Source organism: Nocardia niwae NBRC 108934 = DSM 45340, from assembly GCF_001613465.1.
GTDB classification, from domain to species: Bacteria; Actinomycetota; Actinomycetes; order Mycobacteriales; family Mycobacteriaceae; genus Nocardia; species Nocardia niwae.
The window spans coordinates 146,941-170,942 of the sequence record NZ_BDCK01000024.1; the positions used below are offsets into that span (position 1 = coordinate 146,941).

Below are 24,002 nucleotides of genomic sequence, written 5' to 3' on the forward strand. Positions count from 1 at the left end.
GTGCGCCGCGCTGAACCGCCTCGACGACGACCACGCCGAGATCTAATCCATACGCACCGCGGCGGCACACCGAGGTCGCGGCGTCGCATCCGCCCTGCTGCGCCACGTGATCGCCGAAGCCACTGCGCGCCGTTCGGTGACTACCGTCCCGATCCGCACAGCGTGTTCATGACCCGCGCCCTCTGAGATCGGGTCCGGTGCGCACCATCGCTCTGCCGGCGGATCACGCGTCGTTCAGGGCGCGGAGGAAACCGTCGACGAGCTCGGTGATCTGGTCGTCGGTCATGACGAACGCCGGGGAGATCTGCATGGCGCCCTGGCCGGCGGCCCGACCGGAGATGCCGTGCGCACGCAGAGTGTGCACGAGCGGAATCGCTTCGGCGGGGTCGGCCAGCTGGATCGCCGCTACGGCGCCGAACCCGCTGCGCACCTCGGCGACCCGAGGATGTGCGGCGAGCACCGACAGCTGATCGTGTAAGCCGGCCTCCAGGCGCAGGGCGGCGTCGAGCAGGCCCTCCCGCTCGATGATGTCGAGATTCGCCAGCGCGGCCGCCGCGGCCCCCGCGTGGCCGCCGTAGGTGTAGCCGTGCCGCCACCAGACGCCGCCCGCGAAGAACGGCTCCGCCACGCGCGGGGCGGCAAAGACCGCGCCCATCGGCAGATAGCCTGAGGTCAGCCCCTTCGCGGTGGTCATCAGGTCGGGTTCCAGCGCGAGCCGGGACGAGGCGAACCACGCGCCGCCGATGCGGCCGAAACCGGTCACCACTTCGTCGGCGACGAACAGGATGTCGTGGTCGCGGCAGATGCGCCGCACCTCGGCGAGATAGCCCGCCGGAGGCGGATACACGCCTCCCGCGCCGATGACCGGCTCACAGAAGAACGCGGCGATCCGTTCGGCGCCGACCTCCTCGATCAAGGCGAGCAAAGCCTTCGCGTCGTCCCATTCGACGGTCCGCGCCGCGGGCATCAGTTCGCCGTAACCTTCCCGGTTCCCCGGCAGCCCTGCCAGCGCCGTCCCCGCCACATGCATGCCGTGATAGGCCATCCGCCGCCCGACCACGATCGTCTTGCTGGGTTGCCCGAGTTCGTGCCAGTAACGCCGGGCCAGCTTCGTCGCGGTGTCGACGGAGTCGGAGCCGCCCGAGGTGAAGAAGATCTTGCTACCGGGCACCGGAGCGAGGCGAGCGAGCCGCTCGGCGAGTTCCTGGGTGGCAGGCTCGGTGATATCGCCGAAATTGGAGTAGTGCGCGATCGTGCGCAATTGGGCGGCCACCGCGTCGGCGATCTCGCCGCGTCCGTGCCCCACGTTGGCGAACCACAAGCCCGCGGTCGCGTCGAGGTAACGCTTGCCCGCTCGGTCGAAGACGTAGGCGCCGTCGCCGCGGGCGACCACGAACGCTCCGTCCCGCTCGACGGCGCCCATGTCGGCGAAGCCGTGCCACAGCGCGTTCATGCGTCCACCTCCACCGGTTGCCAGACCGCCCGGCTCTGTGCAACACGGCGCCGGGACCGACGCTTGTTCGGCAACGCCGGCAGGCCACCACGGTGCGGCCGGCCCGGCGGCGCCGGCATCCTCGTTCCTCGTCCGATCCTCGCATATCGACGGCTGTCGGCGGGCCGCCGCACGACGTCGTGCATCCCCGTGGCTACCGAACGCGTCGCCTGGTGGAAAAATCCGCTGGCGGATTTCGCTAGGCTGGTCGATGCAATGACCAGGACAGCCGCCACCGATTCCCGCGCCCTTCGCACCCGCCTGGCGAATCTCTCCCTTCGCGACGAACACCGGTTGCGGCGCAGGCTCGACAAGGCGCGCGGCGGCGACCTGGCCGAGGTGGAGGCCGAGATCACGGCCGCCGAACTGCGGGTCGAGGCGCGGCGAGCGGCGGTGCCGCGGATCCGCTATCCGGAGCAACTGCCCGTCACCGCCCGCCGCGAGGACATCGCCGCGGCCATCGCCGAACACCAGGTGGTCATCGTCGCGGGCGAGACCGGCTCCGGCAAGACCACCCAGATCCCCAAGATCTGCCTGGAACTCGGCCGTGGCGTCCGCGGCACCATCGGGCACACCCAGCCGCGCAGGCTCGCCGCCCGCACCGTGGCCGAGCGCATCGCCGAGGAACTGGGCACCGAACTCGGCGATGTCGTCGGCTACACGGTGCGGTTCACCGACCACGCCTCCGAGCACACCCTGATCAAGCTGATGACCGACGGCATCCTCCTCGCGGAGATCCAGCGCGACCGGCTGCTGCGCCGCTACGACACGATCATCATCGACGAGGCGCACGAACGCAGTCTCAACATCGATTTCCTGCTCGGTTATCTGAAGCAACTGCTGCCGCGCAGGCCCGACCTCAAGGTGATCATCACCTCCGCGACCATCGATCCCGAGCTGTTCGCGCGGCATTTCGCGGACGAGCAAGGCACTCCCGCGCCGATCGTGGAAGTCTCCGGCCGATCGTATCCGGTGGAGATCCGCTACCGTCCGCTCGCGCTGGAGTTGCCGGGCTCCGCCGAGGACGAAGACGACGAGGACGCCCGCATCGTCGACCGGGATCCGGTGGACGCCATCGGTGACGCGGTGACGGAGTTGTTCGCCGCGGGCGACGGCGACGTGCTGGTGTTCCTGTCCGGCGAACGCGAGATCCGCGACACCGCGGACGCGCTGCGGGATCTGAAGCTGCCGCGCACCGAGATTCTCCCGCTGTACGCCCGGCTGTCCGCCGCCGAACAGCACCGTGTGTTCGCCCCGCACGCCGGACGCCGAGTGGTGCTGGCGACGAACGTCGCGGAGACCTCGCTCACGGTGCCGGGTATCCGGTACGTCGTCGACCCGGGCACAGCGCGGATCTCGCGCTATTCCATGCGGACCAAAGTGCAGCGGTTGCCGATCGAGCCGGTGTCGCAGGCCTCGGCGCGGCAACGATCAGGACGCTGCGGTCGCGTCGCCGACGGCATCTGCATCCGGCTGTACTCGGAGGACGATTTCGAATCGCGGCCGACCTTCACCGATCCGGAGATCCTGCGCACCAACCTGGCCGCGGTCATCCTGCAGATGACCGCACTCGGTCTCGGTGACATCGAGAACTTCCCGTTCGTGGAGGCGCCGGACCGCCGCGCCATCCGCGACGGCATCGCCCTGCTGGAGGAACTCGGCGCGCTCGCGCGCCGGGACGGCGGATCCCGGGACGGAGACGGCGCGACCGCCCTGTCGCTGACGCCGATCGGCCGCGACATGGCCCAGCTTCCGGTCGATCCACGGATGGCGCGGATGCTGGTGGAGGCGCAGCACACGGGTTGCCTGGCCGACGTGCTGGTCATCGTCGCGGCGCTGTCGATCCAGGATGTCCGGGAGCGCCCCGCCGAGCAGCAGCAGGCGGCCGACGCCCGGCACGCGCGCTTCACGGTCGACGGCTCCGACTTCCTGGCCTACCTGCGCCTGTGGGATTACCTCGGCGGACAGCGTAAGTCGTTGTCGTCCAATCAATTCCGGCGCCTGTGCCGGGAGGAGTTCCTGCACTATCTGCGGATCCGGGAATGGCAGGACCTGCACGGGCAACTGCGCACGATCACCAAGGGCCTCGGCTGGTCGACGCGGTCAGCGGAGCCGACGGAGCCGACGGACTCGGCGGAGCCGGGCCGGGACGCAGCGGCCGCGCCGGATGGCAAGTCCGGCAAGCGATCCCGCCGGGGTCGGTCCGCGCGCGGCGGCGAGGCGCGCGCCGGCGCCGATCGTGGCCGGCCCGCCACCGCGGCGTCCGTCGTGGACGACGGACTCCCCTGGGATACCGCGGGCATTCATCAAGCGCTGCTGGCCGGCATGCTGTCGCACATCGGCGTCCGCGAGGCGGAGACTCGCGAGTTCCTCGGCGCGCGCAACGCCAAGTTCATGATCTTCCCCGGTTCGTCGCTGGCGAAGAAGCCGCCCCGCTGGGTCATGGCCGCCGAACTGGTCGAGACCTCGCGGCTGTGGGGCCGGATGGCGGCGAAGATCGAGCCCGAATGGGCTGAGCGGCTCGCGGGCGACCTCGTCAAACGCACCTACTCCGAACCGCACTGGTCGGTCAAGCGGGGCGCGGCGCGCGCCTACGAGCGGGTGACGTTGTACGGGATCCCGCTGGTCACCGGCAGGCCCGTGGATTACGGCCGCATCGATCCCGAGCTGTCGCGCGAGTTGTTCATCCGGCATGCCCTGGTGCAGGGCGAATGGCAGACCCGGCACGAGTTCTTCCACCGCAACCGCGCATTGCTCGACGACGTCGCCGACCTGGAGCATCGCGCCCGCCGCCGCGACATCCTGGTCGACGACGAGGTGCTGTTCGAGTTCTACGACAAACGTCTGCCCGCCGACATCGTCTCGGTGCGTCACTTCGACAGCTGGTGGCGCTCCGCACGCCGGGAAGACCCCGGACTGCTCGACTTCACCACCTCCACTGTGGTCAACGAAGGATCGGCCGCACTCGACCCCGCCGCCTTCCCCGATTCCTGGCGCCAGGGTGAACTCAGTTTCCCGCTCTCCTATCAGTTCGAGCCGGGCACCGAGGAGGACGGCGTCACCGTGCGGATCCCGGTGGAACAGCTCGCCCATGTCCGCGCCGTCGGCTTCGACTGGCTGGTGCCCGGCATGCGCGACGAACTGGCCGCCGCGTTGATCAGAACGTTGCCCAAGGCGTTGCGCCGCAGCGTCGTTCCCGCCCCGGACTTCGCGGCCGCCGCCCTGGCCGCGCTGACCCCGCGTGCGGAGCCGCTGCGCGCCGGGCTGGCACGCGAGCTGTCCAAGCTGGGTTCGGTTCCGATCGCACCCACCGACTTCGACGTCGCGGCACTGCCCGATCACCTGCGCATGACCTTCGCGGCCATCGGTGACGACGGCGCCACGCTCGCGCGGGGCAAGAGCCTTGCCGCGCTGAAAACGCAGCTGGCCGAGCAGGTTTCCGCCTCGGTCGCCCGGGCCACCGCAGGCGCGGAGCGACCGCCGGCCACCGTATGGACCTCTGAATCGCTCGGCACCCTCGCCCCCACAGTGCGACGCGAGGTGGCGGGACAGACCGTCACCGGATACCCCGCGCTCGTCGCCGAGGGCGACGGCGTGGCGGTCCGGGTGCTCAGCTCCCCCGCCCAGCAGGCCGCCGCCATGCGCCTGGGCACCAGAGCGCTGCTGCTGCACGCGCTGCCCGCTTCGGCCCGCAGCGCCACCGCGGGCCTGTCGCCGACCGATCGCCTTGCCCTGAGCCAGAATCCGTACGGCTCGCTGGAGGCGCTGCTCGAGGACTGCCGCGCTGCCGCCGCCGACGAACTGCTCACGGCCGCGGGCGGACCGGTGCACGATCCGGCGGAGTTCGACGCGCTCGTCGCCCGGATCCGTCCCGATTTCGCCGCCACCGTTGCGCGTTTCGTGCGCCTGGTCGTGCCGGTGCTCGCCGGCGCCCACCACGTCTCCGCGGCGCTGGAACGAACGAACGAACGCGATATCGCCGAGGACGTCCGTCACCAGCTCGACAACCTGGTCTTCCGCGGCTTCGTATCCGAAACGGGCGCGGCCAGGCTGCGCGAACTACCGCGCTACCTGCAGGCGGCGTCGACACGACTGGAAGCGTTGCCCGGCTCGGCGGTCCGCGATCGCCAGGGCATGGCCGAACTCGACCGGGTCCTGGCCGCCTACGACCGCCTGGTCGAGTCGTTGCCGGAGAACCGTAGACAGGCACCCGCGGTGACCGAGATCTGGTGGATGATCGAGGAATTGCGCGTCAGCCTGTTCGCGCAGAAGCTCGGTACTCCGTTCCCGGTGTCGGCCAAACGAATCGAGAAGGCGATCGCCGCGGTCCGGCGCTGAGTCAGTCGGCGGCCGACAGCGCTTCGGCGCGCGCCCGGCGCATCTCCTGGATCTCGCGTTCGAAGTCCTCGGCCGAGGTGAACGACCGGTAGACCGAGGCGAACCGCAGGTAGGCCACCTCGTCCAGGTCACGCAACGGCCCCAGGATGGCGAGCCCCACCTCGTGGCTGGGCACCTCGGGCGATCCCTTCGCCCGCACCGCGTCCTCCACCTGCTGTGCGAGCAGGTTCAGCGCGTCGTCGTCGACTTCGCGGCCCTGGCAGGCCCGGCGCACACCCCGGATCACCTTTTCGCGGCTGAACGGCTCGGTGACGCCGCTGCGCTTGACCACCGACAGGATGGCGGTCTCCACCGTGGTGAACCGCCGCCCGCACTGCGGGCAGGCGCGACGGCGGCGGATGGCCGCGCCTTCGTCGGCCTCGCGCGAGTCCACCACCCGGGAGTCGGGGTGTCGGCAGTACGGGCAATGCATCCGAGAAATCCTTCGTCGATGCGCGTGCTCGCGTCCGGACCGGGCACCGATCGCGGCGATCGGTCCGGCGAGCCCGTGTACAGAGGTCTATACCCCCGCACCAGGCATTCCTCGTGCGACACGCGGAATACCTGCATAACACTTCGAGGATACCCGTCCGGGTCTCCGGATTGCCGCACTCACCCGGCTACCGGACGCCGCTCGATCATCCGGAGATCTGCCAGTGCGCGGTCAGGTCGGCGATCAGGTCCGGCAACCGGGCGGCGAGGCGGCCCCGGTCCAGTTTGCTCCAGAACGCCTCGCCGAGGACCGCGCCGGCCAGTGCCGGGTCGGTCTCCACATCGATGTGACGAGGCACCAGGTCACCGGTGATGTAGTTCCATCGTGTGTCGCGATCGGCCCAGTTGAAGCCGGGCAACGGGACACGCAGAGTCACGGTGCGGCCCTCGATTTCGGCGCTGACCACCGTAGGAGCGAACACACCCGGCGCGCGGACGCCCGGGACTCCAGGCTTTCCCGCGACGGTGCTGACATAGGTGAGCACGCGGCCGATCGGCGCACGACCCGACGACGTCTCGTCCCATTGATCGGCGACGACGTGGTTCTGCTCCCGGTCGGTCATCCGGATCAGCGCGTCGATGTAGCCCGCCCGAGTGCCCGAGGCGATCGACTGCCAGGCGGTCCTGATGTCGTCGTCGAGTACGCCTGCCGCGTACATCTCGTCGATCCCGCGCATACCCAGCGCGGCATACGCTTCGTGCATCGGCACCAGATCCGTGAAAATGTGCTTCTGCATGATCATCAGGCGCGTCTGGTACCAGGCGACATCCGCGGCGCTCAGCCGGGAGCCCTCGGTGGCGAGCAGCCGGATGTCCTCCGGCAGCGCGCGCGCCAATTCCGGCGGGGTGGCCCGCAGCAGATCGGCGACCGCGTCGCCGAGTCGATGGATGCCAGGCACGTCCAGGACGACGCCCACATCACCCATGTCGAAGAAGCCGGAGGCGAACGATCCTCCCGCGATACCGGCCAGCCCCGCCCAGTAGAACTCCGGATGCCGGGTGGCCAGCCGCAGATAATTGACGTACACCTGGTTGAAGATGCGTTCGTTCGCGTGCGGGCCGCGATCGGGATCCCAGGCGGCCAAGTCGATGTCGGCGTTGCGGGTGGCGACGACCAGCCAATACTGATGTAGCAGCGTCGCGTACCGGCGCGGCGCCACGCCGTCGGCACGCGCCTGCCGCAACGCCTCGGCGAGGTCCGATTCATCCAGCGGCAGAGCGGGATCGAGCCCGCCCGCCCCAGCGCCGTCTCCGTTGGCGGACGAGAGGTCGAGATACGACGCGTACGCGGGTTCGGCCCGAGCTGTGGACACTGCGCCCACAGCGAAGACGAGACAGAGGAACAGGGCAGCGGTGCGGAGGAAGACGCGAACCGAGCGGCCCGAGGTGCGGAATGTCATGTGCTGAAAGTCCCGGCATTGGTCGGGCGGTGTTGCCCGGATCAGGTTTTCAGCACGGTAGCAACACGTTCTAGTTTGTGGATCAACAATTCCGGCCGCTCGGATTGACCGAATTCCCTTCCGCTCAGCGCGAATCGCCACTTCCGGGCACACCCGAGCCGTCGACCACCGCGGGCGCGGGCCGGACGGACTCGCCGCCCCACTCGCCCGCTCGCACATGAGCCAAGGCGATCAGCCCGGCCACGATCACGGCCGTGACCAGCGCGGTGACGGCGAGAACCGCCAAGCCGACCTGCGCCTGCTCGACGCGATGCATCGGATGCATGCCACGAGCGCGCCGATGCGCGAAAGCGCGGGACCCACGGTCGTACGCGACCATGCCGGCCGCAGGACGGGCGCCGGACGGACGGCGATCGGCCGCGGATCGATGCGCGGGCGTCAGTGCGCGTGAGCGCGCACCATCGCACACCAGCCGGCGCGCGGTCTCGTACCCGAGATCGTCCCGCGCCGGACCGGACTCGGTGGCGCGGTGCTCGGATGCGGCGCCCGACGCGCCGAGGGCCAGGGTGACATCGCTGATCGCAGTGCTCATCGGACAAACCTCCGTGGTGGGTGCTCCGTCGCCGTTCGGGCTGTTCGAACATGTGTTCCGAGGGCATTCGCTCAAGTGTTCGAAGAACTGGTGTTCGATTTCTACCACGGTCCGGTGACAAAGTCAGCACGAACACCCGACATACGTCGAACAGATGTTTGATCCAGCGGCGTGACCGGACTAGATTCGAAGAACCGAAGATTCGACGGGCCATCGAGACACATGCCGGGCACGGACCGGCCTGGCACAGCAGGAAAGGGCGGTTGCGGTGAGGCAGACGGGCGACACGGGTGACGAGACCGAAAGCGGCGCCGATGCGGCGGGTAGCGGGGCGGATCTCACCGTGCGTCAGCGCAAAGTACTCGAGGTGATCCGCACCTCGGTGAGCGAGCGCGGCTACCCGCCGAGCATCCGGGAGATCGGTGACGCCGTCGGCCTCACGTCCACCTCGTCGGTCGCCCATCAGCTGCGCGCCCTGGAGCGCAAGGGCTACCTGCGCCGCGATCCGAATCGGCCACGCGCCGTTGACGTCCGGGGCCTGGACGAGGTGGTGCGGTCGGTGACCAGCCTGCCGGTCGCCGCGGTGGACGACGGTGAGATCCCCGTCGACGTCGATCGTCCCGTCCCCACTTTCGTCCCGGTGCTCGGTCGCATCGCGGCCGGTGGGCCGATCCTGGCCGAGCAGGCGGTGGAGGACGTCTTCCCGCTGCCGCGCGAACTGGTCGGTGACGGTTCACTGTTCCTGCTGAAGGTCGTCGGTCAGTCCATGATCGACGCGGCGATCTGCGACGGCGACTGGGTGGTCGTGCGGCAGCAGAACGTCGCCGACAACGGCGACATCGTCGCGGCGATGATCGACGGCGAGGCCACGGTGAAGACCTTCAAGCGCACCGGCAAGGACGTCTGGCTGATGCCGCACAACCCGGTCTTCGAGCCGATCCCCGGAAACGACGCCCAGATCCTGGGCAAGGTCGTCACGGTCATCCGCAAGATCTGACGGTCCACGACGAGCGACCGCAGATCACGCGTCGACGCGCCCTGCGGTCTCCGCTGATCGGCGGTTCGGTTCACAGCTGATTGCCAGCCGATGCGCAGTCGGTTCACCGGGATGCTTGCGAAACTCCTGCGGTGACAGCGACCCCCGCCGAAGCCGCCGTGCCCGAAGCGAACTCGATTGCCGCCCGTCCCGGGTCCTCCGGGTTACCGCCCGCACGACCATGGGAGCGCGTGGGGCTGGCGGCACTGCTGCTCGGGACCGCCATCGCGTATCTCTGGCATATCACCGTCAACGGGATGGGCAACGACTTCTACGCCGCGGCCGCCTGGTCCGGCGCACAGAACTGGAAGGCGATGCTGTTCGGTTCCCTGGACCCGGGCAACTTCATCACGGTGGACAAGCCGCCGGTGTCGCAATGGGTGATGGGCCTGTCGGGACAGATCTTCGGATTCGGTAGCGCGAGCATGCTGGTGCCACAGGCGCTGATGGCCGTGGCGGCGGTGGCGTTGCTGTGCGCGATGGTCACCGAGGCGACCGTCAATCGCGCCGCGGGCCTGCTGGCCGGCGCAGTCTTGGCGGCGACGCCGGTGGTGGCGTTGATGTTCCGTTTCAACAATCCGGATGCCGTGATGGTGCTGCTGATGACCGCGGGCGCGTACTGCACGCTCCGGGCGGCGCGGCAGGCGAGCGCGCGATGGCTGCCGCCCCTGCGCTGGACGCTCGCGGTGACCTCGCTGGCGGTGGCGTTCGGACTGCTCGCCGCGGCGGTCCCGGCCGGGTCGCGGCGCGTGCGGACCGGAGCCGTCTCGGTGCTCGTCATCGTGGGCGCGCTCGCCGGCATCGGCGGCACGACCGCTTACGCCGCGGCGACTCTGCCGCAGGCACACACCGGCGGCAGTCCTACCGTGGGCCCCGCGCCCCCCGCCGGGCTCGATCCGGCGAACGACGCGCGCCGCGAGGTGACAGCGTTCGTCGACGAGGAGGTGCAACCGCAACTCGCCGCGCTGTTGCGTGACACCTCCACCACCTGGTCGGCCGCCGTGGACCGCTCGTCGGTCGCCGCGTCGCTCGAACTGGCCAGTCATACCCCGGTCATGGCCATCGGCGGATTCACCTCGGACGACCCGGTACCGACCCTCGCCGACTTCCAGACCATGGTTCGCACCCACCAGGTGACCTACTATCTCGCGCAGGAAGTGCGGCTGCCCGACACTTGGCGGGTGCGCGATGAGCCCGCCGGGACCGGCCGCACCGCCGCACCGGACAGCGGATGGTGGCGGCCGACCGGACACGCGGACATCGCCGAGTGGGTGTCGGCGCACTACACAGCGGTGCACATCGGCAACGTCGCGGTCTACGACCTCACCGCACCGGCCTGCGAAGACGCGGGAAGCCCATTGCCCGCGGCCTGCGCGAGATGATCGCGTAGTCCTACGGCCGTGGACGATCCGCCACCGAGACCCGGTGGCGGTGCGGGCTCGGAGCCGGAGGTGGTGGGTTCAGCTTCCGACGCCGAGCGCGGTCAGGAAAACCAGCACTACGGTCGTCACGGCGAATACGCCGTGACCTGCGACTACGGCAACCGGAAAGTGTCCTTCGGGAGGCTCGGCCGTACCGGCCGAACGATCCCGGTAGACGGGTATCCAGCGCAGCAGCATCGCGAATCCGAGGAGGGCGACCGGGATCAGCAGGACGAACGCGGTCCACGCCAGTGCTGTGCTGTCGACGGCGAGGTACACGATCCAGACGATCAGTCCGGCCACGGCGAGCGCGAAGTGACCGAACAGCACCGGCGGCGGCAGCTGGGTCGAATTCGGCTGCCGCGTTCCGCCTCGGGCGATCCACGTGCCGAGCAAGAAGAAACCGCCGCCCGCGGTGAGCAGCCAGAAGATCAATGCGGCGATGCCCATGGTGTGCCTCCTGACAGGTGAGCAGGGATTCAGTGGGTGAAGCCGCCGGCCTGGGTGGTTTCGTCGGCGACTCGCACGCCGTAGTGATAGGCCAGCTTGCCGCCGAGATACCCCGATATCGCCAACATCATCAGACCTGCCGCCGACAACACCAACTGCCCGGCCGGGACGGGGACCGCTGTGTCGGCGTCCTGCCGCCACACGAAGCCGACCGCATAGACCACGGTCACCAGCAGGTTCAGGGTCATGTGCAGCAAGCCGGTGCGGAAAGCGGGCGTGCCGGTCGGGATCGCGAGCAGATCGAGGAACCCGATCGTCGCGGCGGCCAAGGCGCCCAGCACGCCGATCGCGATCAACCACGACGACCCCTCGACCAGGAAGTCGGGATCATCGACGAATCGGGACGCCAGGTCGAAGACGAAACTGGCGACCCAGGCGCCGATCGGGACGGTGACCAGGATGGGATGGAACGGATGCCCGTACGGACCGGCCAGCACGGCACTGACGGGTCGCTTCGCCTGTCGCTGATCTCCGGTCATGGCGCACCTCACTGGATCGCGTCGCCATTCGCCGATCATCACGGAGTCCGGAACTCGTCCCCCGCGCCGAGCCATTTCACGGCGCGGAGACCCGGATATCGCGTTACGTGTGGCGAATGGCGAATCGGTTGCGGTCGATTATCCGGCGGACTGCCGGGCAGAAATTCCGCATCACGTATGCGGAGCCGCAGGAGCTCGCCGTATTCTCCGATCGGTCGCGTTGCTACGGCATCATCGGCATCATCGGCATCATCGGCATCGCCATGCCGGGGAACATGCGGTTCCACCAGTCGCGTGCCATCCCCATCATCTGCTCCATCACGGTAGTTCACCTCCCTTCGCGTACGAACCGAGACGCAGACGGGCCGGTCGGCCACCCATGACGAGAAACACGCCTATACACGGTGAGAATCACCCGGAAAACAATTTCTGGGATCCAATAATTTTTCGCCCCGACAACCATCGTCGAAATACACGTGTTACTCCTCGCGGTCGGGCTCGACAGCCACTCACATTATACGTCGCGCAGGGTGCTCGAAACGGAACGGTGCCGCGGCATTTCACCGATACAGCGGCCGGTTAACCATTTTCCGCAGACTGCATCGTTACCGCTGAAAGGAGGATGTCGCTCTCCGATTCACGGCTGCGGAGGTCTCGCCGGGTCCCCGCGTGACCGCTACCGGGCGAGGCCACCGCCGGTGTCAACTGGTCGCCGGACTCCGCCGCTCGGCCAGTCGCCGGTTGGTGACCTCCAGCTGACGAATCGTCGCCGCCTCCAGGGCACGCACCTGTACACCGTCCAGCCGCCCGCACAACCGCCCCCAGTGCACCGCGACCCGATCCCCCACCGTGACGTCGGGGAGCACCGCGTACCCGTCCACCCGGATTGCCAGAGATCGCACCGTTTCGGTGTGCAACTCGAGCCGCTCTCCGTCCCAGGCGAGCGCGCGACAGCGCACCGCGACCTCCGCACCCCTGTGGTCGGCCACCGTCCCCCAGGTGATCCGGCAGCTGTCGAGCACGTGCAGTGGATGTCCGTTGCCGCGCCGGAGCAGGCGGGACCACGGATACACGCCGAAGACGTGGAAGCAATGGTTCGCCGCAGCCTCCTCGGCCAGCTGCGGTGTCAGGTGCGCCCAGTACCCGCCCGCCACCGGGCCGAGCAGAGCCAGCAGCTCCGCGGTGAATTCGGCCGGATCCAGTTCCGCGCCCACGCCGCCGCCCAGCCAATAGGACTCGACGAGGCGGCGGTCCAGCGGATCGGCGATGCCGGTCATCCGCGCCATCACGCGCAAGTAGGGCCACGCGCCGGTGAACCGGCGCGCCACCTCGCGCACCTGTTGGTCCGAACCGTCCCGCAGCGCGGTCGCGTCGGGCGGACCGCAGTAGCCGAGCCGATTGGGCGCGTAGGCGTATCGGGCGAACATCTCCGCGCCGCTGCCGGTCATCGGCGCGGCCTTTCGCCGGGGTGCTCGACGGACCACCGCTGCTCGAGCCGGCCGAAGCGCCACACCGCGAACGCCACCGTCCAGGTGAGCACGAACAGCCCGGCGATGACGAACCCCAAGGCGCCCAGATCCAGCCCGCCCACCCAGGCCAGCGGGCCGTCGGCGATGCCGAATTCGGCGGTCAGCACGGAGATCATCTCCTGCGCGCCGATCAACAGTGCCACGACGACCGACAGACCCGTGACGACGATGTTGTAATAGACGCTGCGCAGCGGCCCCGCGAAGGCCCACCCGTAGGCGTAGTTCATGAACGCGCCGTCCAGCGCGTCGAACAGCGTCATCCCCGCCGAGAACAACACCGGCAGGACGAGGATCGCGTACCAGGGCAGGTCGGTCGCCGCCGCGCCGCCCGCGATGACCAGGAGGCTTACCTCGGTGACGGTGTCGAAGCCGAGTCCGAACAGCAACCCGACCGGGTACATCTGCCACGGCGCGCGCACCGCCCGGATGAGCGGTCCGACCACCCGCTGCAGGCCGCCGCGGTCGTCCAGCCGCTGCCGCAACGCCGCCTCGTCGTACGTGCCGCGACGCATTCCGCGGAACACCCGCCAGATGCCGATCAGCGAGACCAGATTCAACACGCCGATGGCGAGCAGGAAGGTGCCCGAGATGCCGGTGCCGAACACACCGGTCCATCGGTGCAACCCGGAATCGTCGTCGCGCAGGTTTCCCGCCAGCGCCTTGACGCCGAACGCCAGCAGCGCGACGAGGACGAAAACGATGGTGGAGTGCCCGAGGGAGAACCAGAACCCGACCGACAGCGGCTTTCGGCCGTCCGCGACCAATTTGCGGGTGGTGTTGTCGATGGCGGCGATATGGTCGGCATCGAACGCGTGCCGCATGCCGAGCGTGTAGGCGGTGACCCCGAGACCGACGCCGAACACCGCACCGTCCACCACGTAACCGCCGGGTACCACGAGCAGCAGCAGCGCGGACCACCCGAGCAGGTGCAGGGCGACGACGACCGAGGCCATCCCCGCGACGCCGCGCCGCTGCCGTCCGTCCAGCGGACCGCGGGTCGCCGCGGGGGTATCGGCGATCCGAACGATGATCCCTACCTCGCCTTCTGGCTCCGGGCCGATCCGGGGCCCGCCGTCAGCAGATGCGCGGCAACTGCTCGCCTGCGGGCAGATCCACCACCCGTGTCCCGCCCAGCGCCGTGCGGGCGACCACCATGCCGGGATGTTCGGCGACGCACCGACCGATCATCGCGGCCTGCGCGCCCAGCGGGTGCTCCCGCATGGCCGCGAGCACGCGATCGGCGCTCTCGGTTGGAACGAAGGCCAGCAGTTTGCCCTCGTTGGCCACATACATCGGATCCAGCCCGAGCAGGCCGCAGGCGTCGCGCACGCCGTCGGGCACGGGGAGCTGCCGCTCGTCCAGCGATATGCCGACCTGTGCGGCGCGGGCGATCTCGTTGAGCGAGGCCGCCACGCCGCCGCGGGTGGGATCGCGCAGCACGTGCACGTCGGCGCCGGTGGCCAGCATCGCCGCGACCAAGCCGTGCAACGGCGCGGTGTCGCTGAGCACGGTGGTACCGAACTCCAAACCCTCACGGCAGCTGAGCACCGCGACACCGTGCACGCCGATATCGCCGCTGACCAGCACGACGTCGCCCGGCGCCGCGCGCTGCGGCCGGATGTCCACCTCCGGGGCGACCACGCCGATTCCGGCGGTGTTGATGTAGATCCCGTCACCGTGTCCGGCGTCCACGACCTTGGTGTCCCCGGTGACCAGCTGGACTTCCGCCGCCAAGGCGGCGGTGCCGACCGCCTGCGCGATGCGCGCGATGTCCGCCAGCGCGGTGCCCTCCTCCAGGATGAACGCGGTGGACAGCACCATCGGGCGCGCACCGGCCATGGCCAGATCGTTCACCGTGCCGTTGACCGCGAGTTCGCCGATGGTGCCGCCGGGGAAAACGATCGGCTTCACCACGAACGAATCGGTGGAGAAGGCCAGCCGCGCGCCGTCCAGCGTGACCACCGCGGAGTCGCCGAGGTCCGCGTGCGCGGCCGACCCGAAGGCGGGCAGGAACAGATGCTCGATCAGCTCGCCGGACATCGCTCCGCCGCCGCCGTGACCCATCACGATGTTCGGCGAATCCCGCAGCGGCATCGGGCAGACCCAGCCCTCCATGTCGATCGTCACGGGGGCGGCGCCTTCCTCAGGCATGGGCCACCTCCGCGGGCAGATCGAGGCGACGGTACAGGTAGTAGGCGGCGCATGCGCCTTCGGAGGACACCATGGTGGCGCCCAGCGGGTTACGCGGCGTGCATTGCTTCCCGAAAGCGGCGCACTCGTGCGGTTTGATCAGTCCCTGCAGCACCTCACCGGAGCGGCAGATGGTCGACTCGGCGGTATGCAGATCGCCAACGGCGAAGCGGTGTTCGGCGTCGAACTCCCGGTAGCGGTCCGACAGCCGCCAGCCGCTGCGCGGGATGATGCCGATCCCCCGCCAACCCCGGTCGGTGACCTCGAAAACGTCCTGCAGCATGGCCTTCGCCGCGGGATTGCCCGCCGCGGACACGGCGCGCGGGTACGCGTTCTCCAGTTCGTGCCTGCCCGACTCCAGCTGCGACACGGTGCGACGGATGCCCTCCAGGATGTCCAGCGGCTCGAACCCGGTGACCACCATCGGCACCTTGTACTGCTCGGCCAGCGGCGGGTACTCGTCGGTGCCCATCACGGTGCAGACGTGCCCGGCCGCGAGGAAGCCCTGCACCCGGCAGCTCGGCGACTCCATGATCGCGGCGATGGCGGGCGGGACCAGCACGTGCGACACCAGCAACGAGAAGTTCCGGATGCCGAGGCGCTTCGCCTGGTACACCGTCATCGCGTTGGCCGGCGCGGTGGTCTCGAAACCGATGCCGAAGAACACCACTTCGCGGTCCGGATTCTCTTTGGCCAGGTTCAGCGCGTCCAGCGGCGAGTACACCACCCGGACGTCACCGCCTTCGCTCTTCACCCGGAACAGGTCCTTGGCGCTGCCCGGCACGCGCAGCATGTCGCCGAAGGAGCAGAAGATCACGCCCGGTCGCGCGGCGATCTCGAGCGCCTTGTCGATCACCTCGAGCGGCGTGACGCAGACCGGGCAGCCGGGGCCGTGGATCATCTCGATCTGATCGGGCAGCAGCTGGTCGATGCCGTGGCGGATGATCGAATGGGTTTGTCCGCCACAGACTTCCATGATCGCCCAGCGGCGGCTGGTGGTAGCGCGGATGCGGTCGAGCAGGCGCTGGGCCAGCTCGGGATTACTGAATTCGTCCAGATACTTCATGACCGGGCCTCCGGTTCCTCGCGTGATGGCTCGGCGGGATTGTCCAGGCCCGCCTGCTTCGCGGCGATGGCGAAACCGTCGCCGAATTCCTCGTTCAGTACGCCGAGGTGCTCGAACTCGGCCAGGGTCCGCAACGCGGATTCCTCGTCCAATCGCTGGATCGCGAAGCCGACGTGGACGACGACGTAGTCACCGACCGCCGCGTCGGGGATGTATTGCAGGCACACGTCTTTGTGCACGCCGCCGAAGTCGACGACCGACATCAGCGTGCCGTCCCGCTCGTGCAGGCTGAGCACTTTGCCTGGTACCGCAAGACACATCGTTGCTCTCCTTCGCTCATCCCTCGCTGCACGCGAGGAGTTGCCCGAACGCGAGGCCACCGTCGTTGGGCGGCAGCCGGTGATGGGTGATCACGGTGCAGCCGTGCTCACGCAGTAGCGCGCAGGATCGCGCGAGCAGCAGGGCGTTCTGGAAGACGCCGCCGGACAGGGCGACGACCTGCGCCGGCGCGGCATATCGAGCCGCGAGCTCGAGCACCAGCCGGGCGACGGCGGCGTGGAACCGGGCGCCCACCACCCGGGCGGGCTCGCCCGCACGAACGTCGGCGACCACGCTCGCGAGGACCGGTGCGGGATCGATCACGGCGGGATCGTCGTCGCCCAGCGAGAATCGGTAGGCGGTGGCGCCTTCCGCACCGGAGCGGGACAGGCCCTCCAGCTCGATCGCCGCTTGGGCTTCGTAGTCGACGACGTGCCGTACGCCGCACAGCGAGGACACCGCGTCGAACAACCGGCCCATGCTCGACGTGGGCGCGCAACCCAGGCCGGTCCGGAATTGGTGGGCCAGCACCGACCGCTCGGCGGGCGGACATGCCGCTACGGCCGGGATGTCCTCGGTCCAGTCGATCCCCGCCGCCCGCAGATGGGCCAGCGCCATGCGGTAGGGCCTGCGCACCGCTAGATCACCACCCGCCAGCGGCACGTATTTCAGATGGGCCAGCCGTCGATAGCCCTTGTAGCCCGCGAGCAGGACCTCGCCGCCCCACACCGCGCCGTCCGGCCCGAATCCGGTTCCGTCGAAAGCGATGCCGACCACCTGTTCGGTGGCGCCGAGCCCGTGTTCGCCCATGACGGCGGCGATGTGCGCGTGATGGTGCTGGACGGTGTACACGGGCCGTTCGCCCGCGTTGCGGCGCGCCCACGCGGCGGAGCGGTAGCCGGGATGCGCGTCGGCGACCAACTGCACCGGACGTACCGCGGTGAGTTCCCCGAGATGGCGCTGCGCGGCGTCGAAGGAGCGTAGTGTCGCCAGGTCGTCCATGTCGCCGATGTGCTGGCTCAGCCACGCGTAGCGGCCGTCGGCCATCGCGCAGGTGTTCTTGAGGTCGGCGCCGACGGCGAGCGTCGGTGGCAGCGGCACCGGCAACAGCAGCGGCAGCGGCGCGTACCCCCGCGAGCGCCGTACCGGCAGTTCGCGGCCGTCGAGTGAACGCACCACCGAGTCGTCGCAGGGCACCAGGATGCGCCGGTCGTGCCACAACCAGCCGTCGGCGAGCCCGGCGAGGCGGGTGCGGGCGTCGTCGTCCTGGTAGCAGATCGGCTCGCCACCGAGATTGCCCGAGGTCATCACCAGCACCTGCGGTCCGGGCGGATCGCCGGGCAGACCGAACAGGAGCAGATGCAGCGGGGTGTAGGCGAGCATGACGCCCAGGTCCGGGTTGCCTGGCGCCACCGAAGGAGCGGGGACCGGATAGTGCCGCGCCGCCGCGTCACCGGCCGGCACGGCGTCTCCCCCCGCCTCAGCCGTGTATCCGGGATCGGCGGCCGCCTGGATCCTCCTGGGCTCCGGTCGGCGAGCGAGTAGCACGATCGGGCGCGCCGAGCTGGTCAACAGCGTCGCGGCCGCGTCGTCGACGGCGACGACGGCCCGGGCGGTGGCGAGATCCGGCACCATCACCGCGAACGGCTTGTCCCCGCGGCGCTTGCGCCTGCGCAACTCCGCCACGGCCGACTCGTCGGTGGCGTCGCAGGCCAGGTGGTAGCCGCCGATGCCTTTGACCGCCAGGATGCCGCCCGCGGCCAGCAGCTGCCGCGCCGCCGCCAGCGGCTCGCCGTCTCCCGGTCCCGCGTACCCGAGGGTGGGACCGCAGTCGGGGCAGGCGATCGGCTGCGCGTGGAAACGGCGGTCCGCCGGATCGGCGTATTCCCGCGCGCACCGCGCGCACATGGTGAAGTCGGCCATCGACGTCCGTTCGCGGTCGTAGGGCAGACTCGCGATGATGGTGAAACGCGGACCGCAGTTGGTGCAGTTGACGAACGGATGCCGGTAGCGACGGTTCCCCGGATCGCGCAACTCGCGTTCGCAGTCGGCGCAGAGGGCGACATCGGGCGAGGCCAGCGTGCGACCGCCGCCGTCGCGCGTGGTGCCTGCGATGTGGAATCCGGTGCCGCCACGTGCCGGGATGTCGGCCTGCTCGACCGATTCGACCACCGCCAGTGGCGGCGGACGCAGGCGTAGCCGTGCGGCGAACTCGTCCAGGTCCTTGGGCGCTCCCTCGACCTCGATGACGACGCCGCCGCTGTCGTTGCCGACGCTGCCGGACAGAGCCAGTTCGGCGGCGGTGGTGTAGACGAACGGCCGGAACCCGACCCCTTGGACCACACCGCGCACCACCAGGCGCCGCCGCCGCACAGTGGTCATGACTGGTCCCCGCGTTGCAACAGGCGCAGTCCGTCCAGCGCCGCCGCGGCGCCGGCCTCGTCGGTCTTCTCCACCGCGAAGCCCATGTGGATGATCACCCAGTCGCCCGGCCGCGCCGGATCCTCGTCGAGCAGGCCGATATTCACCTTCCGCTGCTCGCCGGACACCTCGACCAGCGCGATCTGGTCGTGGTAGCCGTCGGGGATCGCCATCACCCGTCCGGGGATGCCCAGACACATCGGTCAGTCCTCCTGTCCTGCCGTGGCTCGCGGGAGCAATGCGGCGACCACGTCGCCCACGGCCGCGACCGCGTCGTCCACCGCCGCCGCGACCGGTTCGGACAGGCCGATGCCCTCCTCGGCGCAGGCGACCTGGCAGCCGATCACCACGGTGGGCGGCAGCACGCCACCCAGCGCGCGGACCCCGGCGAAGACGGCGTCCGGGCTCATCGCGTGCGCGTCCAGCGGTGCTGGGCCGGTGTTCTCCGGCGCGGCGCCGAATACCTCCAGCCGGCCGGGCGCGCCGCGGTCGGGCAGCGCGTCGACCAGCACCAGCGCGTCCCAGCGATCGAGCAGGTCGTAGGCGAGGTGCATGCCGCGGATGCCGTAATCCACCGCGCGCACGCCGGGATCCGGGTGGCGCGGCAGCCGCCGCACCACCTCCGGTCCGAATCCGTCGTCGCCGAGGAAGATGTTGCCGATCCCGGCGACCAGCACCGCGGCCGTCGGGTCACCCCTCTTTCTCGGTCGGCGTCGTCGCCCCGCCGACACGCGCGTCGTCGACCTTGCCGGTCGCCGTCTCCGACGGGGCGTTGGCGGTCTCCTTGCGCTCGTCGTAGGGAGGCGCCGCCGATTCCGTCGCGGGCGGGGCCTGCGAGGAGAACTCGGTTTCCTTCTTGGCGTCTTCCGAGTGTGCTGAGGTCATCTCCTCGTGATCGATATGCCCCGGCTCCCGTTCCGCCGGGCCTCCGGCCGCGACGCTTGCGCCCGCGTCGCGCGAACCCGGCGCGCCACGTGCCGACTGCGGCTCTTCGCGATGCTCACCCATGATGCTCCTTTCCGGTCCCCCGCTACATGTGCCGGATCTTCAGGTATCGCCGCAGATCCGGGATCGACCGCACGCCGAGATACACTCCCGCCGCCACCAGCACGGCGACGACGGTCGTCGAGACCACTCCCACGGTTTCCATAGCGGACTTCCTTTCATTCCTCGGTGCCGTCGAGCGGCTCCAGTTCGTCGGGCGCGAAATACAGATAGCGGCCGTACCATTCGTGCAGCTCGGCCGCCGGGTCGTCGTCCAGCACGACCCCGACGTGCGCCTGCCCGTCCACGTCCTCGTGGACCGACACGACCCGCGCGCACTGTCCGTCGAAGAACAGGTCCTGGGCGTCGGCCCGGCGGGACGGATGCAGCCGGACCCGGCTGCCCTTGCGCACGAGCACGCCCGCGACCGGCACCGCGTCGAAGTCCGGGCGAACGGCGCCGTCGGCCAGCGGGTCCCACCAATCGATGCCCTCGGGGATCTCCGGGATCAGACCCGGACCCCCGGCATGCGGATCGCGCAGCACCCCGTGTAGCTGCCGCATCGCGTCGGGCGACATGGCTTCGCAGCGGTCGATGATCTCCGCCGCGCGCGGATCGGTGGCGCGCGCCCGCGCCTTCTCCGCGTCGGTCATGGTGAGGATCCGCAGCGTGAGGATCTCGTCGATCTCGGTGGAGTCGAACAGCGCGCCTTCGCTCTGCTCCGCGATCTCGGGGTGGTCGTAGAGGATGATCGGCGAGATCAGCAGCATGCTGTAGTCGCCGGGCGGGCCCGCGAGCACCGGGAAGCAGCGGTATCGATCGCAGCGGGCGGCCGCGGCCACCGCGTGCGGCGGCGGCTCGAGCAGCGAGACGAAATCGCCGCCGGTGATCTCCGCGAGGACGTGCGCGCCGATCAGCGAACGGGCGATGGCGTCGCGCTGGTCGGCCGCGGCCGCGCCGACGTTGCGCAGGATGACCGTCAGCCGCAGGAGACCGTCGTCCCGGTCGGCCGCCAGCTCCAGCTCACCCGCCAGGGGCAGCCTGCTCCGCACGAAAGTGCCCTGTCCGGGGCCGGCGATCTCCTCCCGATCGGAGCCGCCCGGGATGTCCAGTGATCGGACGAGGCGACCGGGCGTGACCGGGCCGACGGCGACCTCCCGCTCGACCGCCTCGTCCCAGGACAGCCACGACCGCTCACCCTCGGTCAATTCGACGACCGGCGTGCCGTCCCCGTTCACCACTTGGCGGCGCTGGAGCTGAAGGAAGCGAACGGTCAGGGTCAGCTCGGGATGCTCGCCCGGGTCGATCAGGCACTGCGCCGACAGCGTCTCCTCCTCGCCGAGACCCGCGGCGGCGGCACCGGGCGGCCCCAGCACACCGAACTGCCATCGCGACTGGTTCTTGCGCGCGTCGGCGCGGTAGGGATAGAGCAGGTAGCCCTCGTAGAGCACCGCGTCGGCCACGGCACGGGCGCGGGCGCGGGCTTCGGCGGTGGTCACGACGTCTCCTCGGCGCTGGTCAGCAGCCGGGTCACCGCGTCGTCGAAAGCGGGCAGGCCGTGGCCGGACTTGTAGGCGGCCAGGGCCCGCAGGGTGTCATTGTGCAGCCGCACCCACCCGGAATTCGGGAAGTACGCGGCCATCAGGTTCTGCCACACCGACACGGGCATCTGGAACTTGTCCTCGCGATCCCACGGAATCTGCTGGATGGCGAATCCGGTGCTGCCCCGGATGAAGACGGTCCCGCTGAACAGGAACAGCAGTGGGACCACACCGTCACGCAACGCATGCAGATACTTCGATCCGGTCACCTCGAAGTCGTAGGTGCACGGCATCGGCAGATCCACTTCGGCGCCGCCGGTGAAGCTCGGAACCATCGTGGCGCAGTGCATCCAGAGAAACGAACGCTGCGTCTCGTGCCACCGCTCGCGCGGACCGAACAGATCGACCAGCCCCGCGGCCTCCTCGTCGGAGTAGCCGCGGCGGAACGGCTCGATGCGCACCTGAGCGCGCAGGGCGATGGCGTGCACGGGTTCCTCGGCGAGCGCGGCGATGCCGACGCGCGCGGACAGGATCGGCGCGACGGCGTACGGCTCGGGTTTCATCTCGAGCACGGCGAAGGTCGTCGAGTACACCGGGCTCATGCCGCACCGCCGGATTTCGCGCGCGCCGACGCGTCGGCGAAGAACTCCTCCAGGTACCGGTGCACGTCCTGGCCGCCGTCGAAGCCGTGCCACAGCAGCCGCATCCGGCCGACGAACTCGTAGCAGGCGTCGATCGGAAGCAACAGGCAGGCGGCCTGTTCGGTCCGGCGGTCGGGCACTCGGATGAGCAGCGCTTCCACGTCGGGCGCGAGCACGTCCAGCTCCGGATGCCGGTGCAGGATCGCGTTCCACTGCTCCAACGGCAATTCCGATTCCGTCGCACCCGCGGGCCCGGGATAGAACGCCACCGTCCGGTCCAACGCGGAATTGCGGAAGAAGAACGCCAGGTTCACCGGGATCTCCAACGCGTCCCATTCCGCCGGGGTGATCGTGAAGCCCGGAAACGCGAGATACCGGTCCGGCACCGCTCGATAGCGCAGCTCCGCGTTCTGGTCGACGAACAGCAGATAGCAGCCGCGGCACACGCACATCAGCTGCCTGCCTTCGACGTTCACGACGTGCTGGTGCCGGTCGGCGATCGGCTCCGCGCACATCTCGCACCGTTCGCCGGGCCGCGGCGCGGGCCTGCGGTCGGCGGCGATCCGCTGCAGCGCGCGAAACGGGGTACTCACCCGTGCACCCCCACCGGCACCGCCACCGACAATTCGCCGGATCGCACGAGCACGGGAAGCGGCTCGAGATGCCCGTCGCCGTCGACCCGGGCGCCCGCGTGCACCACGTCGTAGTGCGCCCGGCAGGTCGGGCAGCGCAGCACCGCGTCACCGGCCGGGAATCCCACGCGCCGCTCCAGCGCCGCGCCGGCGAGGGAGCGGTCGCAGCCGGGACAGTGGTCCCGGTAGGCGTACAGTTCCTCACCCACCCGGCAAGCCAGCACGGTCAACCCGGCGACGGCGAAGCCGCCCACCTCGCCGGCGCTCAGCGCGGCCAGTTCGGGGACCGCGACCCAGCTGCCGGACCGCGCGCCGTCCGCGCGCACGCGTGAGAACAGCGAGTCGGCGGAGATCACCCCCGCCGACTCCGTCTGCGCGGCGACGACTTCGATGGACTCGATTTCCGGCGCCGCCGCCCGGACGGCGTCCTCGACGGCCAGTTCGAGCGTCACCGACGAGGACGGACAGCTCTTGCAACTGCCCGCCAATTCCAAGCGGACCACTCCGTCGACGATCTCCACCAGGTGGACGTCACCACCGTGCGAACCGAGGTAGGGACGCACGCTGTCCAGCGCGGTCCGCACCCGGGTGTCCACGTCGTGCGGGTGCAGCCCGTGCACGAGCAGCAGGCTCGCCACCAGATCGTCCCCGGCCAATCGCTCGACCGCCTCCGCGTCGAGCAGACCGACGACGCGGGTCAGGCCCGCCCCGTAGAGCTCGACCAGTTCGCGTACGAGTTGCTCGGCGCGTTCGCGGGCGAGCGCGCCGCCCGCCGAACTCGCCTCCAGCAAGGTCTCGATGCGATCACCGGCTTCCCGCCACCGGGCGTCACCGGGCGTTGCGTCGTCCGGGCGATCCTCCACCGTCACCTCCGGTCGTTG

General features: G+C 69.8%; 24 protein-coding genes and 1 pseudogene. 5 read left to right on the forward strand and 20 right to left on the reverse strand.

Translation table 11 applies throughout. The features are described from left to right. The first annotated feature begins 49 nt into the window (after nt 1-49). Complete coding sequence (locus NNI01S_RS36545) at nt 50-172, forward strand: GNAT family N-acetyltransferase (RefSeq protein ID WP_357806302.1); 123 nt, start codon at nt 50-52, stop codon at nt 170-172. A gap of 51 nt (nt 173-223) precedes the next feature. On the opposite strand, the gene NNI01S_RS17025 is transcribed toward NNI01S_RS36545, so the two are convergent. After that, nucleotides 224-1,453 (reverse strand): aminotransferase family protein, encoded by a 1,230-nt coding sequence (locus NNI01S_RS17025; protein ID WP_063021077.1) that lies wholly within the window; start codon nt 1,451-1,453, stop codon nt 224-226. A 255-nt stretch (nt 1,454-1,708) separates the two neighbouring features. Between NNI01S_RS17025 and hrpA the strand changes: the two genes are divergently transcribed. After that, on the forward strand, nt 1,709-5,830 hold the full coding sequence (gene hrpA, locus NNI01S_RS17030) for an ATP-dependent RNA helicase HrpA (RefSeq protein ID WP_063021078.1): 4,122 nt from the start codon (nt 1,709-1,711) through the stop codon (nt 5,828-5,830). A 1-nt stretch (nt 5,831) separates the two neighbouring features. On the opposite strand, the gene nrdR is transcribed toward hrpA, so the two are convergent. From nrdR to NNI01S_RS17045, 3 genes are all read right to left on the reverse strand, one after another. Then, complete coding sequence (gene nrdR / locus NNI01S_RS17035) at nt 5,832-6,302, reverse strand: transcriptional regulator NrdR (RefSeq protein ID WP_063021079.1); 471 nt, start codon at nt 6,300-6,302, stop codon at nt 5,832-5,834. Between the two features lie 205 nt (nt 6,303-6,507). Continuing rightward, nucleotides 6,508-7,761: a hypothetical protein gene (locus NNI01S_RS17040; RefSeq protein ID WP_063021080.1), complete on the reverse strand. Its 1,254-nt coding sequence runs from the start codon at nt 7,759-7,761 to the stop codon at nt 6,508-6,510. A 124-nt stretch (nt 7,762-7,885) separates the two neighbouring features. After that, nucleotides 7,886-8,353 (reverse strand): hypothetical protein, encoded by a 468-nt coding sequence (locus NNI01S_RS17045; RefSeq protein ID WP_063021081.1) that lies wholly within the window; start codon nt 8,351-8,353, stop codon nt 7,886-7,888. Nucleotides 8,354-8,696: 343 nt separating this feature from the next. Between NNI01S_RS17045 and lexA the strand changes: the two genes are divergently transcribed. From lexA to NNI01S_RS36685, 3 genes and pseudogenes are all read left to right on the forward strand, one after another. Further along, entirely contained in the window at nt 8,697-9,350 is a 654-nt protein-coding gene (lexA, locus tag NNI01S_RS17050) for a transcriptional repressor LexA (protein WP_157114839.1), read from the forward strand. A gap of 176 nt (nt 9,351-9,526) precedes the next feature. Then, nucleotides 9,527-10,111, forward strand: a pseudogene (locus tag NNI01S_RS36680) (ArnT family glycosyltransferase); the annotation flags it as partial. Between the two features lie 222 nt (nt 10,112-10,333). Continuing rightward, a complete protein-coding gene (locus NNI01S_RS36685) occupies nt 10,334-10,771 on the forward strand; it encodes a mannosyltransferase YkcB-related protein (protein ID WP_439956137.1) in 438 nt (145 codons plus the stop codon). 78 nt (nt 10,772-10,849) lie between these two features. Here NNI01S_RS36685 and NNI01S_RS17060 read toward each other — a convergent pair whose 3' ends face one another. From NNI01S_RS17060 to NNI01S_RS17130, 16 genes are all read right to left on the reverse strand, one after another. Continuing rightward, nucleotides 10,850-11,260, reverse strand: a complete 411-nt coding sequence (locus tag NNI01S_RS17060) for a hypothetical protein (RefSeq protein WP_063021084.1) — start codon at nt 11,258-11,260, stop codon at nt 10,850-10,852. A 29-nt stretch (nt 11,261-11,289) separates the two neighbouring features. After that, on the reverse strand, nt 11,290-11,799 hold the full coding sequence (locus NNI01S_RS17065; RefSeq protein ID WP_063021085.1) for a DUF2231 domain-containing protein: 510 nt from the start codon (nt 11,797-11,799) through the stop codon (nt 11,290-11,292). Between the two features lie 701 nt (nt 11,800-12,500). After that, nucleotides 12,501-13,247: a DUF6390 family protein gene (locus NNI01S_RS17070; RefSeq protein ID WP_063021086.1), complete on the reverse strand. Its 747-nt coding sequence runs from the start codon at nt 13,245-13,247 to the stop codon at nt 12,501-12,503. Further along, on the reverse strand, nt 13,244-14,314 hold the full coding sequence (gene nicT / locus NNI01S_RS17075) for a Nickel transporter NicT (RefSeq protein ID WP_218019218.1): 1,071 nt from the start codon (nt 14,312-14,314) through the stop codon (nt 13,244-13,246). Before nicT ends, NNI01S_RS17070 begins: the two co-directional genes overlap by 4 nt. An 88-nt stretch (nt 14,315-14,402) precedes the next feature. Further along, the gene (hypE, locus tag NNI01S_RS17080; protein ID WP_063021088.1) at nt 14,403-15,479 is read right to left on the reverse strand and encodes a hydrogenase expression/formation protein HypE; all 1,077 of its coding nucleotides are present in this window, start codon (nt 15,477-15,479) and stop codon (nt 14,403-14,405) included. Further along, nucleotides 15,472-16,584: a hydrogenase formation protein HypD gene (hypD, locus tag NNI01S_RS17085; protein ID WP_063021089.1), complete on the reverse strand. Its 1,113-nt coding sequence runs from the start codon at nt 16,582-16,584 to the stop codon at nt 15,472-15,474. Before hypD ends, hypE begins: the two co-directional genes overlap by 8 nt. Then, nucleotides 16,581-16,904, reverse strand: a complete 324-nt coding sequence (locus tag NNI01S_RS17090) for a HypC/HybG/HupF family hydrogenase formation chaperone (RefSeq protein ID WP_063021090.1) — start codon at nt 16,902-16,904, stop codon at nt 16,581-16,583. The genes hypD and NNI01S_RS17090 overlap by 4 nt, the downstream gene beginning before the upstream one ends. Nucleotides 16,905-16,920: 16 nt before the next feature. After that, entirely contained in the window at nt 16,921-19,284 is a 2,364-nt protein-coding gene (locus NNI01S_RS17095; RefSeq protein ID WP_063021091.1) for a carbamoyltransferase HypF, read from the reverse strand. Next, a complete protein-coding gene (locus NNI01S_RS17100; protein ID WP_063021092.1) occupies nt 19,281-19,523 on the reverse strand; it encodes a HypC/HybG/HupF family hydrogenase formation chaperone in 243 nt (80 codons plus the stop codon). The genes NNI01S_RS17095 and NNI01S_RS17100 overlap by 4 nt, the downstream gene beginning before the upstream one ends. A 3-nt stretch (nt 19,524-19,526) precedes the next feature. Further along, nucleotides 19,527-20,000 carry a hydrogenase maturation protease gene (locus tag NNI01S_RS17105; RefSeq protein WP_245676230.1) on the reverse strand — a complete coding sequence of 158 codons (474 nt, stop codon included), beginning with the start codon at nt 19,998-20,000 and terminating at the stop codon, nt 19,527-19,529. Between the two features lie 13 nt (nt 20,001-20,013). Further along, nucleotides 20,014-20,331 carry a hypothetical protein gene (locus NNI01S_RS17110; protein WP_063021094.1) on the reverse strand — a complete coding sequence of 106 codons (318 nt, stop codon included), beginning with the start codon at nt 20,329-20,331 and terminating at the stop codon, nt 20,014-20,016. 22 nt (nt 20,332-20,353) lie between these two features. Further along, on the reverse strand, nt 20,354-20,473 hold the full coding sequence (locus NNI01S_RS36690; protein WP_085994907.1) for a DUF6893 family small protein: 120 nt from the start codon (nt 20,471-20,473) through the stop codon (nt 20,354-20,356). A gap of 13 nt (nt 20,474-20,486) precedes the next feature. Then, nucleotides 20,487-21,806: a hypothetical protein gene (locus NNI01S_RS17115; protein ID WP_063021095.1), complete on the reverse strand. Its 1,320-nt coding sequence runs from the start codon at nt 21,804-21,806 to the stop codon at nt 20,487-20,489. Next, complete coding sequence (locus NNI01S_RS17120; protein WP_063021096.1) at nt 21,803-22,450, reverse strand: DUF6084 family protein; 648 nt, start codon at nt 22,448-22,450, stop codon at nt 21,803-21,805. The genes NNI01S_RS17115 and NNI01S_RS17120 overlap by 4 nt, the downstream gene beginning before the upstream one ends. After that, entirely contained in the window at nt 22,447-23,082 is a 636-nt protein-coding gene (locus NNI01S_RS17125; protein ID WP_063021097.1) for a DUF5947 family protein, read from the reverse strand. Before NNI01S_RS17125 ends, NNI01S_RS17120 begins: the two co-directional genes overlap by 4 nt. After that, entirely contained in the window at nt 23,079-23,984 is a 906-nt protein-coding gene (locus NNI01S_RS17130; protein WP_063021216.1) for a NifU family protein, read from the reverse strand. Before NNI01S_RS17130 ends, NNI01S_RS17125 begins: the two co-directional genes overlap by 4 nt. Between the last annotated feature and the right edge of the window lie 18 nt (nt 23,985-24,002).